This is a genomic window from Bacteroides sp. ET489 (assembly GCF_030518095.1).
Classification (GTDB): domain Bacteria; phylum Bacteroidota; class Bacteroidia; order Bacteroidales; family Bacteroidaceae; genus Bacteroides; species Bacteroides ndongoniae.
This window is the reverse complement of record NZ_JAULLJ010000024.1, coordinates 24,729-40,565: the sequence shown is the minus strand read 5'-3', so window position 1 is coordinate 40,565 and position 15,837 is coordinate 24,729. Positions and strand designations below refer to the sequence as shown.

At 48.9% G+C, this 15,837-nt stretch carries 14 protein-coding genes; 4 read left to right on the top strand and 10 right to left on the bottom strand.

The window, feature by feature from the left end; genetic code table 11:
* Nucleotides 1-7: 7 nt before the first annotated feature.
* Nucleotides 8-694 (bottom strand): hypothetical protein, encoded by a 687-nt coding sequence (locus Q3C19_RS12800; RefSeq protein ID WP_071150457.1) that lies wholly within the window; start codon nt 692-694, stop codon nt 8-10.
* 95 nt (nt 695-789) lie between these two features.
* Between Q3C19_RS12800 and Q3C19_RS12795 the strand changes: the two genes are divergently transcribed.
* Nucleotides 790-2,208 (top strand): ATP-dependent RecD-like DNA helicase, encoded by a 1,419-nt coding sequence (locus Q3C19_RS12795; RefSeq protein WP_302729769.1) that lies wholly within the window; start codon nt 790-792, stop codon nt 2,206-2,208.
* 472 nt (nt 2,209-2,680) lie between these two features.
* Here the strand turns inward: Q3C19_RS12795 and alaS are convergent, their stop codons facing one another.
* The gene (gene alaS, locus Q3C19_RS12790) at nt 2,681-5,302 is read right to left on the bottom strand and encodes an alanine--tRNA ligase (RefSeq protein WP_302729767.1); all 2,622 of its coding nucleotides are present in this window, start codon (nt 5,300-5,302) and stop codon (nt 2,681-2,683) included.
* A gap of 234 nt (nt 5,303-5,536) precedes the next feature.
* Between alaS and Q3C19_RS12785 the strand changes: the two genes are divergently transcribed.
* Together Q3C19_RS12785 and Q3C19_RS12780 are read left to right on the top strand one after the other, a co-directional pair.
* Nucleotides 5,537-6,505, top strand: coding sequence for a M23 family metallopeptidase (locus tag Q3C19_RS12785; protein ID WP_071150454.1), 969 nt, complete (start codon nt 5,537-5,539; stop codon nt 6,503-6,505).
* 43 nt (nt 6,506-6,548) lie between these two features.
* Nucleotides 6,549-6,926 carry a MerR family transcriptional regulator gene (locus Q3C19_RS12780; RefSeq protein ID WP_022162067.1) on the top strand — a complete coding sequence of 126 codons (378 nt, stop codon included), beginning with the start codon at nt 6,549-6,551 and terminating at the stop codon, nt 6,924-6,926.
* Here Q3C19_RS12780 and Q3C19_RS12775 read toward each other — a convergent pair.
* The 8 genes from Q3C19_RS12775 to Q3C19_RS12740 form a co-directional block, all read right to left on the bottom strand.
* Nucleotides 6,923-9,181 carry a bifunctional (p)ppGpp synthetase/guanosine-3',5'-bis(diphosphate) 3'-pyrophosphohydrolase gene (locus Q3C19_RS12775; protein ID WP_071150453.1) on the bottom strand — a complete coding sequence of 753 codons (2,259 nt, stop codon included), beginning with the start codon at nt 9,179-9,181 and terminating at the stop codon, nt 6,923-6,925. The two genes, Q3C19_RS12780 and Q3C19_RS12775, sit on opposite strands and share 4 nt — an antisense overlap.
* 197 nt (nt 9,182-9,378) lie before the next feature.
* Nucleotides 9,379-10,686 carry a lytic transglycosylase domain-containing protein gene (locus Q3C19_RS12770; protein WP_288179836.1) on the bottom strand — a complete coding sequence of 436 codons (1,308 nt, stop codon included), beginning with the start codon at nt 10,684-10,686 and terminating at the stop codon, nt 9,379-9,381.
* A 39-nt stretch (nt 10,687-10,725) separates the two neighbouring features.
* Nucleotides 10,726-11,589 carry a DUF5683 domain-containing protein gene (locus Q3C19_RS12765; RefSeq protein WP_022162064.1) on the bottom strand — a complete coding sequence of 288 codons (864 nt, stop codon included), beginning with the start codon at nt 11,587-11,589 and terminating at the stop codon, nt 10,726-10,728.
* Nucleotides 11,586-12,476: a ParB/RepB/Spo0J family partition protein gene (locus Q3C19_RS12760; protein ID WP_022162063.1), complete on the bottom strand. Its 891-nt coding sequence runs from the start codon at nt 12,474-12,476 to the stop codon at nt 11,586-11,588. The genes Q3C19_RS12765 and Q3C19_RS12760 overlap by 4 nt, the downstream gene beginning before the upstream one ends.
* Before the next feature lie 23 nt (nt 12,477-12,499).
* On the bottom strand, nt 12,500-13,264 hold the full coding sequence (locus Q3C19_RS12755; RefSeq protein WP_022162062.1) for a ParA family protein: 765 nt from the start codon (nt 13,262-13,264) through the stop codon (nt 12,500-12,502).
* Nucleotides 13,265-13,540: 276 nt separating this feature from the next.
* A complete protein-coding gene (locus Q3C19_RS12750; protein WP_113740932.1) occupies nt 13,541-14,017 on the bottom strand; it encodes a DUF456 domain-containing protein in 477 nt (158 codons plus the stop codon).
* Between the two features lie 168 nt (nt 14,018-14,185).
* Nucleotides 14,186-14,386, bottom strand: a complete 201-nt coding sequence (locus Q3C19_RS12745) for a helix-turn-helix transcriptional regulator (protein ID WP_071150450.1) — start codon at nt 14,384-14,386, stop codon at nt 14,186-14,188.
* On the bottom strand, nt 14,379-14,804 hold the full coding sequence (locus Q3C19_RS12740) for a hypothetical protein (protein WP_071150829.1): 426 nt from the start codon (nt 14,802-14,804) through the stop codon (nt 14,379-14,381). The genes Q3C19_RS12745 and Q3C19_RS12740 overlap by 8 nt, the downstream gene beginning before the upstream one ends.
* Nucleotides 14,805-15,010: 206 nt before the next feature.
* Here Q3C19_RS12740 and surE point away from each other — a divergent pair, with 206 nt between their 5' ends.
* Complete coding sequence (surE, locus tag Q3C19_RS12735; protein WP_022162058.1) at nt 15,011-15,775, top strand: 5'/3'-nucleotidase SurE; 765 nt, start codon at nt 15,011-15,013, stop codon at nt 15,773-15,775.
* Nucleotides 15,776-15,837: the final 62 nt, after the last annotated feature.

The following is a 15,837-nucleotide window of genomic DNA, read 5'->3' as shown; positions in this document are numbered from 1 at the left end:
CAACGTATTATTCCCAGTTACCGGCATTGTTGTTAGCTGTTTCCAAGCTACCGATCATCAGACCGCAGTACTTGTTCAGCTTAGTCTGTACGTCTTTCAGGTTGGCAATTTCTTGCTTGTCCAGACCGTTCAGATAAATGTCGTACGGAGCCTTAACTTCGAGCAGGCAGAAAGGAGCACCAGACTTGGCTGTATCGTTCTTGATAGCCATTTCGAACTGTGCACCGTTTCCGTAAGGAATGTATCTCAGAGAATCGGCATTGAAGCCTTTCGGGAAGATAGTATCCAATACGGCTATCCACAAAGTATCACGCTTGAAGTTTTCCAAACCCCATTTCTTTACTTCAGCATAGTTACCGCTTTTCTTTGCTTTTTCGATGATGTTGATGGCTTTCTTTTCAGTCAAACCGTCTTCCAACTGCTTGTCGGTCAACTCGCCTTGCTTGTAGATGAAGGGGAGCTTCTGGTTCTTGACGAAGTCAATCAGCGTATCGAAGCTGGCCGTGTACTGCTGGTTGTTCAAGTTACGATACTCACTTTGAGCCTTGCGGATGTCAATCAGACGGGCAATGACCGCTGCATCTCTCTGTTTCTTGGCATTCTCAAAATCGATAGGCCCCATGATACTGGCGTAGCAGATGTAAACCAACGCTATAATGCACAAGCCTAAAACGATATTAAATACTGTTTTCATGATAAATATGTTTTTTAGTTGTTATATTCGCACCGCAAAAATAAAAGAAATAAATTTAAAAATGACTGTTCCTCTTACTTTTTTCTGTTACAAAAATGATAAATAACTATTTAGAAAGGCAAATTAAGGAAAATTTTCCTTATCAACCAACTTCGGAGCAGGAAAATGCAATAAAATATTTGTCGGAATTCCTTTGTTCGGCCTCGTCCGATGTGGTTTTCCTGTTGCGGGGATACGCGGGAACCGGAAAGACTTCGCTGGTGGGAGCACTGGTGCGTACCCTCGACAAGCTGCAGCAGAAGTCGGTGCTGATGGCTCCGACCGGGCGGGCGGCTAAAGTCTTTGCCGGCTATGCCGGCCACGCGGCCTTTACCATTCATAAGAAGATATACAGGCAGCAGGCTTTTTCGAACGAGATGAGCAACTTTGCGCTGAACGACAACCTGACGACGCATACTTTATATATAGTGGACGAAGCTTCGATGATAGCAAACGACGGACTGTCGGGGTCGGCTTTCGGTACGGGCCGTTTGCTCGACGACTTGGTGCAGTTTGTCTATTCGGGCATGGGATGCCGCCTGTTGCTGTTGGGCGACACGGCACAGCTTCCGCCGGTGGGCGAGGAGCAGAGTCCGGCGCTCTGTGCCGATGCGTTGCGGGGGTACGGGCTGGAGGTGATGGAGACGGACCTGACGCAGGTGGTCAGGCAGGAGCAGCAGTCGGGCATCTTGTGGAATGCTACCCGCCTGCGTCAGCTGATTGCAGAGGACGATTGCTTCAGTCTGCCCAAAATCCGTGTGAGTGCTTTTCCCGACATCCGGGTGCTGCCCGGAAGCGAACTGATAGAAGCACTGGAGACTTGCTACGGTCGAGACGGAATGGACGAGACCATCGTCGTGTGCCGCAGCAACAAGCGTGCCAACCTTTATAATAAGGGCATACGGGCACAGATTCTGTGGCGTGAGGAGGAACTGGAGTCGGGCGACTGGCTGATGGTGGCCAAGAACAACTATTATTGGACGGAGAAGAACAAGACGATGGATTTCATTGCCAACGGCGAGACGGCCGTAGTGCGGCGTGTACGTCGTACACGCGAGATGTACGGATTCCGTTTTGCAGACGTTACGCTAGCCTTTCCCGATTGCGACGATTTCGAGCTCGAAGTGAACCTGCTGCTCGACACCTTGCACAGCGATGCTCCGGCTCTGCCGAAGGCCGACAACGACCGCCTGTTCTACACCGTGCTCGAAGACTATGCCGACATCCCGCTGAAGCGCGACCGCATGAAGAAGATGAAGGCCGATCCTTACTACAATGCCTTGCAGGTGAAGTATGCCTACGCCGTCACCTGCCACAAGGCGCAGGGTGGACAGTGGAAAAACGTATTTCTGGATCAGGGTTACCTATCGGACGAGTATCTGACGCCCGATTATTTCCGCTGGCTATACACTGCCTTTACCCGTGCCACAGGCACGCTTTATCTGGTAAACTATCCCGAAGAACAAGTGGAATAAGTAGGGTTGGCCGAGGGAATCACAAGTCTTCCTTTCGTCCATAACCTGACTGCAAAGTACTGCATACTTGTTGCAGCGTTACTGCAAACAAGCGTGCAGTGCTGCTGCAAACGCCTTTGCAGTGCCGCTGCAACGGGCTTGCAGTACGTCTGCAACCAGCTTGCAGTAACACTGCAACCAGTTTGCAGCGACAGTGCAGCCTGCTTGCAGTCGTTACGACGCCTGCATCTGTCATTTGTCTCCCGATATAATTGGACGCTTTTGAGCTTTGTAGACTGCCACGATAGACGGTTGTCGGAAACTGTTCCAGCTTAGCTATACACTTTGTTAAATGCTTTTCTGACTTGCTTGTCTGTTCTCGGTGTGCCAGGTATACATGATGTTCTTGTATCAATAGATACAAAAAAACAGGAAGTACGGCCCTGTATAGCCGACTTCCTGTTTCGGGAATATTTTTTCAGAATGCTTGTAATCAGATGCCAGCCAGTTCCAGCACTTTGTCTACAGCGGCACTTACGCCGTCGGGGTTCTTACCGCCGGCAGTTGCGAAGTGAGGCTGTCCGCCGCCACCGCCCAGCATCAGTTTGGCAGCTTCTTTCACCAGTGCACCAGCTTTCAGTCCGCCGGCAACCAGATTGTCGCTCAGCATGACGGTCAGTGTAGGTCTGCCTTCGAAGACGGTTCCAGCTACGAAGAACAGGTTTTCTGTCACTTCGCCGCGCAGCTGGAAGGCGATGTTCTTCACCGTTTCGGGCGGAGTCATGGTAGCACAGAACTTGATGACTTTCACGCCGTTCACTTCCTTCATGCTTTGCAGCAGTCGTTCCTTCAGTTGGGCTTCCTTCTCCTTCATGTACTCTTCGATCTGCTTCTTCAGTCCGGCATTCTCTTCGATGTACTTGCGGATGGCGCCAGCCAGGTCGGGAGCATTGTTGAACAATGACTTCAGGTCGCGCATAGTGTCCTGGAAGCTGTCAATCATTTCTTCTACCTTGGCTCCGGTTACAGCCTCGATGCGTCGTATGCCGGCAGCAACGGAACTTTCGGACAGAATCTTCACCATACCGATGTTACCCGTAGCGGCTACGTGCGTTCCGCCGCAGAACTCGATGGACGAACCAAACTGGATGACACGTACGTGGTCGCCGTACTTTTCACCAAACAGGGCGATGGCACCCAGCTCTTTGGCCTCTTCAATAGGTATATTGCGGTATTCTTTCAACGGAATATTAGCGCGTATCTTGGCGTTGACCAGATGCTCTACCTGACGCAACTGTTCGTCGGTCACCTTCTGGAAGTGCGAGAAGTCGAAACGCAGCGAGTCGGGTGTCACAAGCGAACCCTTCTGCTCTACGTGGTCGCCCAGTACGGTACGCAAAGCCTCGTCCAGCAAGTGTGTGCACGAGTGGTTGGCAGCACAGGCTGCACGCTTGTCGGTATCTACGCAAGCCATCATCGGTGCGTCGAGGTGTTCGGGCAGCTTCTTTGTCAGATGGATGGGGAGGTTGTTCTCCTTCTTGGTGTCGATGATTTCGATAGTCTCGAATTCGTTGACCAACACACCGGTGTCGCCCACCTGACCACCGCTTTCGGCATAGAACGGAGTCTTGTCCAGCACAATTTGGTAAAGAGTCTGGTTCTTTTGTTTGATTTGGCGATAGCGCAGGATGCTTGTTTCGTATTCGGTATAGTCGTAACCTACAAACTCGGTAGTGCCTTCTTTCAGCGTAATCCAGTCGCCGGTCTCAACGGCGGCGGCGTTGCGGGCACGCTGCTTCTGCTGCTGCATTTCGGCATCGAACTCCTTCAGGTCGGCAGTCATACCGTTTTCGCGCAGAATCAGTTCGGTCAGGTCGAGCGGGAATCCGAAGGTGTCATACAGGGTGAAGGCGTCTTTTCCGCTGATTTCGGTCTTGCCTGCGGCCTTGGTTTCGGCCATGGTCTTGTCCAGCAGGCGGATACCGGTTTCGAGCGTGCGCAGGAATGCTTCTTCCTCTTCCTTGATGACTTTGACAATCAGTTCTTTTTGTGCCTTCAGTTCGGGATAGGCTTCGCCCATGTTGTCTATCAGCACGGGGATGAGCTTGTACATGAAGGCTTGCTTCTGTCCCAGAAACGTGTAACCGTAACGTACGGCACGGCGCAGGATGCGGCGGATGACGTAACCTGCCTTGGCATTGCTGGGCAGCTGGCCGTCGGTGATAGAGAAGGCAATGGTGCGGATGTGGTCGGCAACGACGCGCATGGCGATGTCCGACTTCTCATCGGTGCCGTATGCCTTTCCAGCCATGTCGCCTACGGCTTTCAGGATGGGTTGGAAGACGTCGGTGTCATAGTTGGACGTCTTGCCCTGCAAGGTACGTACCAGACGCTCGAAGCCCATACCGGTGTCGATCACCTTGGCGGGAAGCGGTTCGAGGCTGCCGTCGGCCTTGCGGTTGTATTGCATGAACACGAGGTTCCATATTTCGATAACTTGCGGATGGTCCTTATTTACCAGCTCACGTCCGGGCACTTTGGCTTTCTCCTCTTCCGAACGCGAGTCGATATGTATCTCCGAGCACGGTCCGCAGGGGCCTGTATCGCCCATCTCCCAGAAGTTGTCGTGCTTGTTTCCGTTCAGGATGTGGTCTTTCGGCAAGAACTGCTCCCAGTACGAGGCAGCTTCGTTGTCGCGTTCGAGTCCTTCCTCGGCACTTCCTTCGAAGATGGTGGCATAAAGGTTTTCAGGATTGATTTTCAGTACATCTACCAGGTATTCCCAAGCCCACGAAATGGCTTCTTTTTTGAAGTAGTCGCCAAACGACCAGTTGCCCAGCATCTCGAACATGGTGTGGTGGTACGTGTCGTGTCCCACTTCTTCCAAGTCGTTATGCTTACCGCTTACACGGAGGCACTTCTGCGAGTCCGCGACTCTTTTGTTTTTGGCCGGGTGGTTGCCCAGGATAATGTCTTTGAACTGGTTCATGCCCGCGTTGGTAAACATCAGCGTGGGGTCGTCTTTTATCACCATCGGGGCCGAAGGAACAATCAGGTGTCCTTTGCTCGCAAAGAAACTCTTGAATGAGTCTCTGATTTCGTTTGCTGTCAACATATTCTATTCGAGTTTTTAAATATCCGGATTTATAAGTTTTGAGTTTTCAGTCTGCCTTTTGTCCGGCAGTAGCACCTGCCCGACGAACCCACTACTGAGGAACATCAGCTTCGTTTGTCGGCTAAAACAAACAAAGTCAAAAGACTAAAGAACTTAAAAACTCAAAAAAACAGCGCAAAGATAGCTTGTTTTTATTACTTTTGCCCCATCGACCAGCGAAAATATTTCCAAAAGATGCGCAAAGTATACTACATATATAATCCTCGGACACAGACGTACGACCGTATTTATCCTACTGTCCGCCAGCGGATGATGAGTTATGCCCGTCGTCTGTTTATCGGCATGGGGCTTGGGGCAGGTTGCTTCATTGTTCTGTTACTGATTTTTGGTTCTCCCTCCGAGAAAGAGTTACGCCAGGAAAACAGCCGTTTGCAGGCACAGTACAATGTGCTTTCGCATCGGATAAACGAGGCGATGGGCGTGCTTCAGGACATTCAGCAGCGCGATGACAACCTGTATCGTGTTATCTTTCAGGCCGACCCCATTCCTTCAGCCATTCGTCAGGCTGGTTATGGCGGTACCAACCGCTACGAGCATCTGATGGGGATGGCCAGCTCTGAACTCGTTATCAATACCACGCAGAAGCTCGACATGCTGACCAAGCAGCTCTACATCCAGTCGCGCTCGTTCGACGATGTGGTGGAGATGTGCAAGCAGCACGATGAAATGCTGAAGTGTATTCCGGCCATTCAGCCCATATCCAATAAGAACCTGAAACAGACAGCTTCGGGTTATGGTACACGTATTGACCCTATCTATGGTACTACCCGTTTCCATGCGGGCATGGACTTTTCGGCTAATCCGGGCACCGATGTTTATGCCACGGGCGACGGTACGGTGGTAAAGATGGGCTGGGAAACGGGATACGGCAATACGATTGTCATTGACCACGGTTTCGGTTATCAGACGTGGTACGCTCACCTGAAGGAGTTTCGTACCAAGTTAGGCAAGCGCGTGGTGCGTGGCGAAGTGATTGGCGGTGTGGGTAATACGGGAAAAAGTACCGGTCCCCATCTGCATTACGAGGTTCATGTGAAGGGGCAGGTGGTGAACCCCGTCAACTACTACTTCATGGATCTCAGTGCCGAGGATTACGACCGCATGATTCAGATAGCCGAAAACCACGGAAAGATGATGGATTGACGGATGGCCCATTGCTGTGTATGATAAAAGAAGAATAGAAGTCATGCTGAATACCGATAAGAATCTGAAACTGTACTATTCCATTGGCGAGGTGGCCGAAATGTTCGGTGTCAATGAGTCGCTGCTCCGTTTTTGGGAACGTGAGTTTCCTCAACTCAATCCCAAAAAGGCAGGACGCGGCATACGTCAGTATCGCAAGGAAGACATCGAGACACTGAAACTGATTTATTATTTGGTCAAAGAAAGAGGTATGACCTTGCCTGGTGCCCGTCAGCGAATGAAAGACCGGCGCGAATCGACCTTGCGCAATTTTGAGACCGTCGAGCGGTTGAAGGCCATCCGCGAAGAGCTGATAGGCATGCGCGACGCCCTCGATGCGTTCACCGAGGGGCAGACGGATATGCAAAAGGATAATGACTAGTCCTCGATGCGCGATACCTGCTTGATGTTCTTTACTTGTTTCAGGTTGTTACAGATGGTGCGTACGTCGTCTACATCGTGTACGTAAAGTTGTATTTTTCCTTCGAAGATGCCGTCGTTGGTTTCAATATTCAGTTTGCGGATATTCACGTTCAGTTGGCGCGAGATGATTTGCGTCACTTCGTTCAGCAATCCTACGGCATCTATACCTTTTATATATATAGTTACCAGGAAAGAGAGTTCTTTGTGGGTGTCCCATTGGGTAGCAATGATGCGGTTTCCATAGCTGCTTTTCAGCTTGATGGCGATGGGGCACTGCCGTTTGTGGATGATGACCTGATTGTTTTCGTTGATATAGCCAAGCACGTCATCGCCCGGTATGGGGTGGCAGCAGGGAGCCATGAGGTATTCTTTGGAGATGGCCTCTTCGGTCAGCTTCAGAATCTTTTTGGTATCGATCTTTTCCTGCGTATTCTTTTCGGCAGATTTTTCCTCATTAGGCTCTTTTTCTTCTTTACTTCCTCCAAACGAGAAGGAGAGTAGTTTCTTCCAACTCTTTCCTTGTTTTGCTTTGAATACGTTTCTGTCGGCATCGCCCAGTATCAACTTTTTGCTTCCGATGGCAATAAACAGTTCCTCCCGATTGTGGAAATTGTGCAGATGGGTCAGCTTGTCGATGGCAGAATCGTCCATACGTACGTCTTCTGCTTTCAGGAAATCGGCCAAAATGGCTTCTCCGGCTTTTTGATTGGCTTTCGCTTCTTTACGCAGGATAGAAGCTATCTTGGAGCGTGCACGTGCAGTGGTAGCAAAGTTCATCCATTCGGCTTGTACACGCTGGGCTTTAGATGTCAGAATCTCTACCTGGTCACCGCTTTGCAGTTTGTGGCTTAACGGTACCAGTTTGTGGTTCACCTTGGCTCCGATGCAATGGCTTCCTATGTCGGTATGCAGGGAGAAGGCAAAGTCGAGTGCCGTACAGTTCTGCGGCATGGTTTTGAGTTCTCCCTTAGGGGTGAATACGAATATCTCCGAAGCAAAAAGGTTCAGTTTGATGGTGTCGAGAAAGTCGATGGCGTCCGGCTGAGGGTCGTCGAGAATTTCCTTGATGGTACGCAACCATTTTTCCAGTTCGCCTTCGTCTTCGCTACCTCCGCCTTCTTTGTACTTCCAATGGGCGGCGAAACCTTGTTCGGCAACATCGTTCATCCGTTCGCTTCGTATCTGTACTTCAATCCATTGGCCGTTGTTGCCCATTAGGGTGACGTGAAGTGCCTGATAGCCGTTGGCTTTGGGATGGCTTACCCAGTCGCGCAGGCGGTCGGGATGAGGCTTGTATATCTTCGAGATAGCTACATAGATGTCGAAGCAGTCGTTCAACTCTTCATCCATATTGCGGGGAGTGAAGATGATACGCACGGCCAGCAGATCGTAGATTTCCTCGAAAGGAACATGCTTGGTCTGCATCTTATTCCAAATGGAGTAAATGGACTTGACGCGTGCCAGAATGCGGTATTTCAGCCCCATCTTGTCCAACTGTGCGCGGATAGGGGTGGTAAATTCCTTGAATACCTTGTCGCGTTCGGCAGCTGTAGCGGCAAGCTTGTCTTCTATTTCCTTGTATTCTTCTGGATGTTCGTATTTGAAGCTCAGATTTTCGAGCTCGGTTTTGATCTTGTACAATCCCAATCGATTGGCCAATGGAGCATAGATGTAGAGGGTTTCACCTGCAATCTTGTATTGTTTGTTGGGCAGCATGGAGCCCAGTGTACGCATGTTGTGCAGTCGGTCGGCTATTTTGATGAGAATGACGCGTATGTCGTTGCTCATGGTAAGCAGCAACTTCTTGAAGTTTTCGGCTTGTGCCGAAGCCTGGTCACCGAAAATACCGCCTGATATTTTGGTCAGACCGTCTACGATCTGGGCTATTTTGGGGCCGAATATGTTTTCGATGTCTTCTACCGTGTAGTCGGTGTCTTCTACGACATCGTGCAGCAAAGCGGCACAGATGGACGTGGAGCCAAGTCCTATTTCATTACACACAATTTTGGCTACGGCTATGGGGTGCATAATGTATGGCTCTCCCGAACGCCGTTTAATGCCTTTGTGTGCTTGATTGGCAAAATTGAAAGCTTTGGTGATGATTTCGACTCGTTTGCGGTGTTTGGTTGCCAGATAGTCGTTCAGCAACTCTTGAAACGCCTGTTCAATCATTTCATCCTGTGCTTTTTCTTTCATGGTTGTATTTTCGTCCATACAGTGTTCCTCCTTGTTTCACTCTCTTTTTTGCAAAAATAAGTATTTTTCAAAAGCTTGCAAGTGTTTTGGTTGTTAAAACACGAATATTTGCAAATGACGAGTTAAAGGTAAGTGCTTTCGGTCGCTTAATTGTAGGTTAGAAAGTATTGGGGTAAAATAGTTCAAGTTTCTCATTTGAGAAACTTGAACAAGATTTATTTGTATATCTTCAGAGTCTTCCCAGCTCGTATATTGTTGTTCCTGAGTCCATTCCATTCTCTCAACCGTTTTACACTTACTCCGTACCGCTCAGCTATACCTCCCAAGGTATCACCGTTTTTGATGCGGTAGTAGGTCACGTCTCCACTGGCTGTACTGCTGCTCTTTGATGAACGGCTGGTGCTGGCTACAGATACAGTACGGCGATTTTTGAACAGTTCTGCCTGGCGGTGTGTGTAGATGGTGTCCTGACGGTCAATGAATGTACTGATGGCAGTAACAGGCAGGCGCAGGGTTTGAGGTTTGCTTTCGCCGGGGATAATGCTACGCTTGTATTGAGGATTCAGACTTTTTATTTCATCCAGCGGCACGCCACAAATATCGGCTATCTGTTCGAAGTGCAGATTGCGGCTTACTTGCACGGTGTCGGTGGCATCAGGAATGTTGGTCTCCATGGGACAGATGTTGTGCTTGCAATAGTAAGTCATCACATAATTGGCTGCAATAAAGGCGGGTACATATCCGCGTGTTTCGCGAGGCAAATAGTTGTAGATGGCCCAGTAGTCGGTTTGACCTCCCGAACGACGGATAGCTTTGTTGATAGTGCCGGGACCGCAGTTATAAGCGGCTATGACCAGATTCCAGTCTTTATAGATGTCGTACATGTCTTTCAGGTAGCGGGCGGCGGCCCAAGTTGCTTTGATGGGGTCACGGCGTTCGTCTACTAGGCTGTTACTCTCCAAACCGTAGAGTTTGCCTGTACTGATCATGAATTGCCATAGGCCTGCTGCACCTGCACGTGATACGGCCGAAGGGTTGAGGGCTGACTCGATGATGGGCAGGTAGCGCAGTTCTAACGGTAAGTTATAGGCATCGAGTGCTTCTTCGAAAATGGGCATGTAGAAATTGCAGGCACTGAGCATAAAAGCTACTTGTGAACGCAGGCGGCTGGTGTACATGTCGATGAACTTGCGTACGATTTCATTGTAAGGCATCTCCATGATGGTTGGCATCTTGGCCAAACGATCCATGTATACAGAATCGCTGAACAGCGGATTGTCTGGTGAAGTGCTGCAATCCTTTCCTAAGTCGATGTATGTTTTGGCTTTCCAGTCGTTTAGCAGGCTGTCTAGCGGATAGGTCATACTTACAGGCAAATCAATTGTTTCCTTACGCTCGGTCCCGTTCTCGTGTATCAGCACGTCTACGCTATTCTGTGCGTGGGTGGTGGTAGGCAGCAGAGTGCATAGAAGTAAGGCAGAGGTTGCTATGATTTGCTTCAGACGTATATTTTTTGTTATCATGGTTATCATTATAATGTGCTTTAATAAGATTGTCTTTTCTTAGAATCGGAAGCTGCATTGTACTCCAAGCGATTTGCTGGAGAAACTGCTGCTCTGATTGTTGTTGATGATGGCCGGTTCGACACGCATGCTCAGGTCGGGGCTGATGTCGAAGTTGGACAATTCGGCGTCGACGTATGCATCGACTACCGATAGCAGATATACTCCGATAAATGCAAAGATACTCATATCACGGTATCGGCGGAAGGTGTCTTTTCGTTTCCGGAGGGTTTCTGTCAATTGGGTTTTCGAAACGCGGTCCAAATATCCTGGTGGCAATAAGTCCAAAATGCTGTTCGAATCCCATTTTTCGTTGACGGCGTCTTTATAGGCATTCGAATAGTCTTTGTACATCTTGCTGTTCCATGTCAAGGCATAGGCACATCCGGCAAATCCTCCATAGAAGATGGGGAGTTTCCAGAATTTTCGGTTGTATATCTGTCCGCCACCTGGGATGACAAGGGCAAGCCATGTAGCTTTGGTCGGATTGGGAACCCAAACTTTTCGGTTGAGGTCTTGTTGCAGGCTGTCGGTTGGGGTGGGCTTGACCTGCGGGCTGGTAGCCGAAGTCATTTCAAGCATTTTTCTTCTGTTTTCGGCAGCGATACTGTCTGCTACGGATAATGAGTCGGGGGTATCGGCCACTTCGGTCAGTGTGGAGTCTGTCGGTACGATGCTCAGACTGTCTGCTGCTAATCCGATGGCCTGTGGACGTACTGAATTGGTGGTATCAGCTGTCAGTGAGTGCATTCTTTTGGAAGCGGCTCGCGGACGGTTTTGCCCATACACGGCAATCCCCGCCATTTGCAGGGTGCAAAAGAGCAGGGCAATAATCACGTGATATGTAGTATTTCTTCTTGTCATTTATTTTTTAGAGTATCAAGAATACCGATGATGCGTTCCAGTTCTTCTTCGTTGTTGAACGGGATGCTGATTTTCCCTTTTCCTTTCTCTGAACAGGTCAACTGCACTTTGGTATTGAAGAAGCCGGACAGTTGCTGTTTCAGCATGTTGAATTCTTCGGGCAGCTTGGCTCGTTTGGGGGCTATTTTGCGACTTCCGCTTTTGACGGTTTCGCCTTCGCTGAGCGATTTTACAATTTCTTCGACTTTGCGTACGGAGTAGCCATGTTCCAGTATTTCTTCGAATATCTTGACTTGTAACTTCGGGTCGCCCAAGGTTACCAGTGCACGGGCATGCCCCATGTCTATCAACTTGTTTTGCAATCCTATCTGTACAGGGGCAGGTAGTTTCAGAAGTCGCAGGTAATTGGCTATGGTGGTACGCTTCTTGCCGACGCGTTCGCTGAGACGCTCTTGTGTCAGCCCGTATTGTTCGAGCAGGTGCTGATAGGCCAAGGCTATTTCGACAGAATTCAGGTCCTCACGTTGGATGTTCTCAATGAGGGCCATTTCCATTACATTTTCGTCGTCGGCAGTACGGATGTAGGCGGGTATGCTGGTGAGGCCTGCCATCTGTGAAGCGCGAAAACGACGTTCGCCGGCGATGATTTGATATTCGTCGTCGGATAGCTTACGCAGGGTGATAGGCTGGATGATACCTATTTCGGCGATGGAGTCGGCCAGTTCCTGCAAGGCTACGGGGTCGAATTCGCGTCGCGGCTGGTTGGGGTTGACGACGATTTTCGACAGCTCGATCTCGTTGATGGAGGAGGAGCCTTCAGTCTTTACGTCGTCCATGGAGAGCAAGGCGTCCAGGCCGCGTCCTAATGCATTTCTTTTTTGTGCCATATTTTACAAATTCTCTTTTCCTGTTATTTTTCTCTTTCTATCAGCTCTTTGGCCAGTGCCATGTGATTTTTGGCTCCGGTCGAGTCGGCATCGTAAAGGATAGTTGGCAAGCCATAACTGGGTGCTTCGCTCAGTTTGACGTTGCGTTGTATGACGGTTTTGAATACCAGTTCTTGGAAATGGCGTTTAACTTCGTCGTATATCTGGTTGGCCTGTCGTAGACGTGAGTCGTACATGGTCAGCAAGAAACCTTCTATTTCCAAGGCCGGATTCAGTTTCGACTTGATGATTTTAATAGTGTTCAGCAGTTTACTGATTCCTTCCAGCGCGAAATATTCGGCTTGCACGGGGATGATGACCGAGTCGGCAGCGGTAAGTGCGTTCACAGTAATCAGTCCCAGCGAAGGAGAACAGTCGATTAAAATATAATCAAATTCATTCTTTAGTGGTGAAAGCACTTCCTTCAGTATCCGTTCGCGGTTCTTCAGGTTGAGCATTTCGATTTCGGCGCCTACTAAATTGATGTGAGAAGAGATAACCTTGAGCGTTTCAATCTCGGTGTCATGGATTGCTTCACGCACATTGGCACGATCGATAATGCACTCGTAGATAGTGCATTCGGCTTGTTTGATGTCTACTCCAAGTCCCGAAGAGGCGTTGGCCTGCGGGTCGGCGTCTACAACGAGCACTTTTTTCTCAAGGGTGGCCAGCGATGCCGCCAGATTGATGGTGGTAGTTGTTTTGCCTACTCCACCCTTTTGGTTTGCCATTGCAATAATTTTTCCCATATTCTCAATATTTTTATCGGCGGCGAAATAAGTGATTATTTCTGATAGCGCCTGCAAAAATCCGGAGGAGATTGCAAAAACGGTTGATAAGTCGCCCTTTTTGTTAATAACTTCGGAGGTACTTGAAATGATTTTGTCAAGCCTGCCGCTTTCGTCGAGTACTTTTCTCCATCAGGGGGCAAATATACGGAATTATATTGGAAATCTTTGAGTTTTGCCTTTGCGCTTGGTGAAGATTAAGATTTATTTGAATGCTTGCAGGGAGGATTGAGGGAATCAGAGCAGGGCTATGGTAAACTTCCAGATGAAGTATCCGCACAGGGCGCACTTCAGGGCAGTGCCGAGCAGAAAACCTATCAGAGAGCCAAGGCCTGAACGTAAGGCGTCTTTGGTTTCGCGCCCTCCCAGCAATTCGCCTACAAATGCGCCTAAAAACGGACCAAGGATAATTCCCCAAGGCATGAAAAATAGGCCGACAAGGGTACCTGCCAGACAGCCACGTGTGCCCCAACGTGTGCCTCCGCTATATTTAGCACCTAATAGGGGCACGAAATAGTCGAGTACTTGGATGAGGATGACCAGCACGAGCCACACTACTAGCTCGATGGTGCTGAACTGGGCACGATCGGTGAAATGGAGCAGAAGCATGCCGATATAAGCCAACGGAGGGCCTGGTAAGGCAGGAAGAATACAGCCGGCCAAGCCTACCAGCAGGCAGATGATGCCGAAGACGATGAGTAGAATGTCTGCTATCATTTGACTTGTATATTTTTAGATCGTTGCGAAGATAGTAAAAATCATGTTTGCAGACAAATTCGGATGTTTACATCTCCATAAGCAGACAGAAAGCCGAGGACAAAGCGCGGCTTATTCGAGACTTTGTCTTCGGTTATCTGGGGCATAGGTACTGAAGAGGGGAGATTATTCACCTTCTTCAAGTTGAAATACTTCCTCAACAGGTTTGCCAAATGTACGGGCTATTTTTAAGGCCAGTACGGTAGAGGGGACGTATTTTTTGGTTTCGATGGCATTGATGGTCTGCCGGCTTACGCCGACCGCTTCAGCCAGCTGCTGTTGGGTCATGCCTATGATGGCACGTTGCACTTTTAAGGTATTATTCATGGTTGTCCTTTCTGAAACGATAAAGTTTCCATTGGAAGATAAACAGAAAAAGCACGGGTATCGTAAACATGTTGATGAATACGAACGAGAGATACTCCGAACTGTAGAGGCTGAGTGTGCCTACTATCAGTATCAGGTAGTTGACGGCAATGGCAAGTGTCCAGGCTTGCATACGTAGGTGGGCGATGCACTCGTCTTCGTCTTTTTCGCGCGAAAAGGCTGTTAGCAACAGGCTGGCAGACAGGCCTATGATACAAATTTCGTCGAAAGCATTGTTGATGCCCATCTTGTACAGGAGTTCTCCGAAGAGGTCGTTTTGTTCGCTGAACAATACGTAGAGGCAGCCACATGCAAAGAGCAGGCTCAATACCATTCCTGGTGTTTTGTAGGATGGCGGTAACAAATAGTTTGTTTTCATAATATATATGTATTGGTTGATGATTGCAAAAGTAATGTATACTTTACATTTATGCAAGTTTATAAGATTAAAAGTAATGTATACTTTACATGATTTAACGAAAGAAACTATTTGTAGAATAAGAAATGTATTTACTTCCGTTTTTTAATTTTACTTTTCCATACGAAATCATTATTTTTGCGTCATTGTTTTAATAAGGAATAAGTATGGAAAATCAAAGACCTTTAATATTGATTTCGAATGATGACGGCATCATGTCGAAAGGAATCAGCGAGTTGATAAAGTTTCTTCGTCCGTTGGGCGAGATTGTGGTGATGGCTCCCGATGCTCCCCGTTCGGGCACGGCTTGTGCGCTGACAACAAACGAACCTATTCACTATCAAATTGTTCGCAAGGATGTCGGCCTGACTGTTTATAAATGTTCGGGTACGCCGACCGATTGTGTGAAACTGGCTTTCGAGACTGTACTCGACCGTAAGCCCGATCTGGTAGTAGGCGGCATCAATCATGGTGATAATTCGGCTACCAATGTTCATTACTCAGGCACAATGGGCGTTGTGATTGAAGGATGTCTGAAGGGAGTGCCCGCTATCGGTTTCTCCTTGTGCAGTCACGAACCCGATGCTGATTTCACTGCTGCAGGACCTTACGTGCGCGACATTGCCCGCATGGTGCTGGAGAAAGGCTTGCCGGCGCTGACCTGTCTGAATGTGAACTTCCCCGATGCGAAAGAACTGAAAGGCGTGCGCATCTGCGAACAGGCTAAGGGGCAGTGGACAAACGAGTGGGAGAATTTTGCCCATCGCGGCGATAGCCACTACTATTGGCTGACAGGCGAATTTGTTGATACTGACGCCGATAACGAAAAGAACGATCATTGGGCGCTGGCCAACGGCTATGTAGCCATAACTCCTACTACTGTCGACGTGACGGCTTATGGCCTGATTGACGAACTGAAAACCTGGTTTTAACATTTAATGCGGAGGATGAAGAGTGGATGCCATTGATGGCCTCCATTCTTTATCCTTTATTC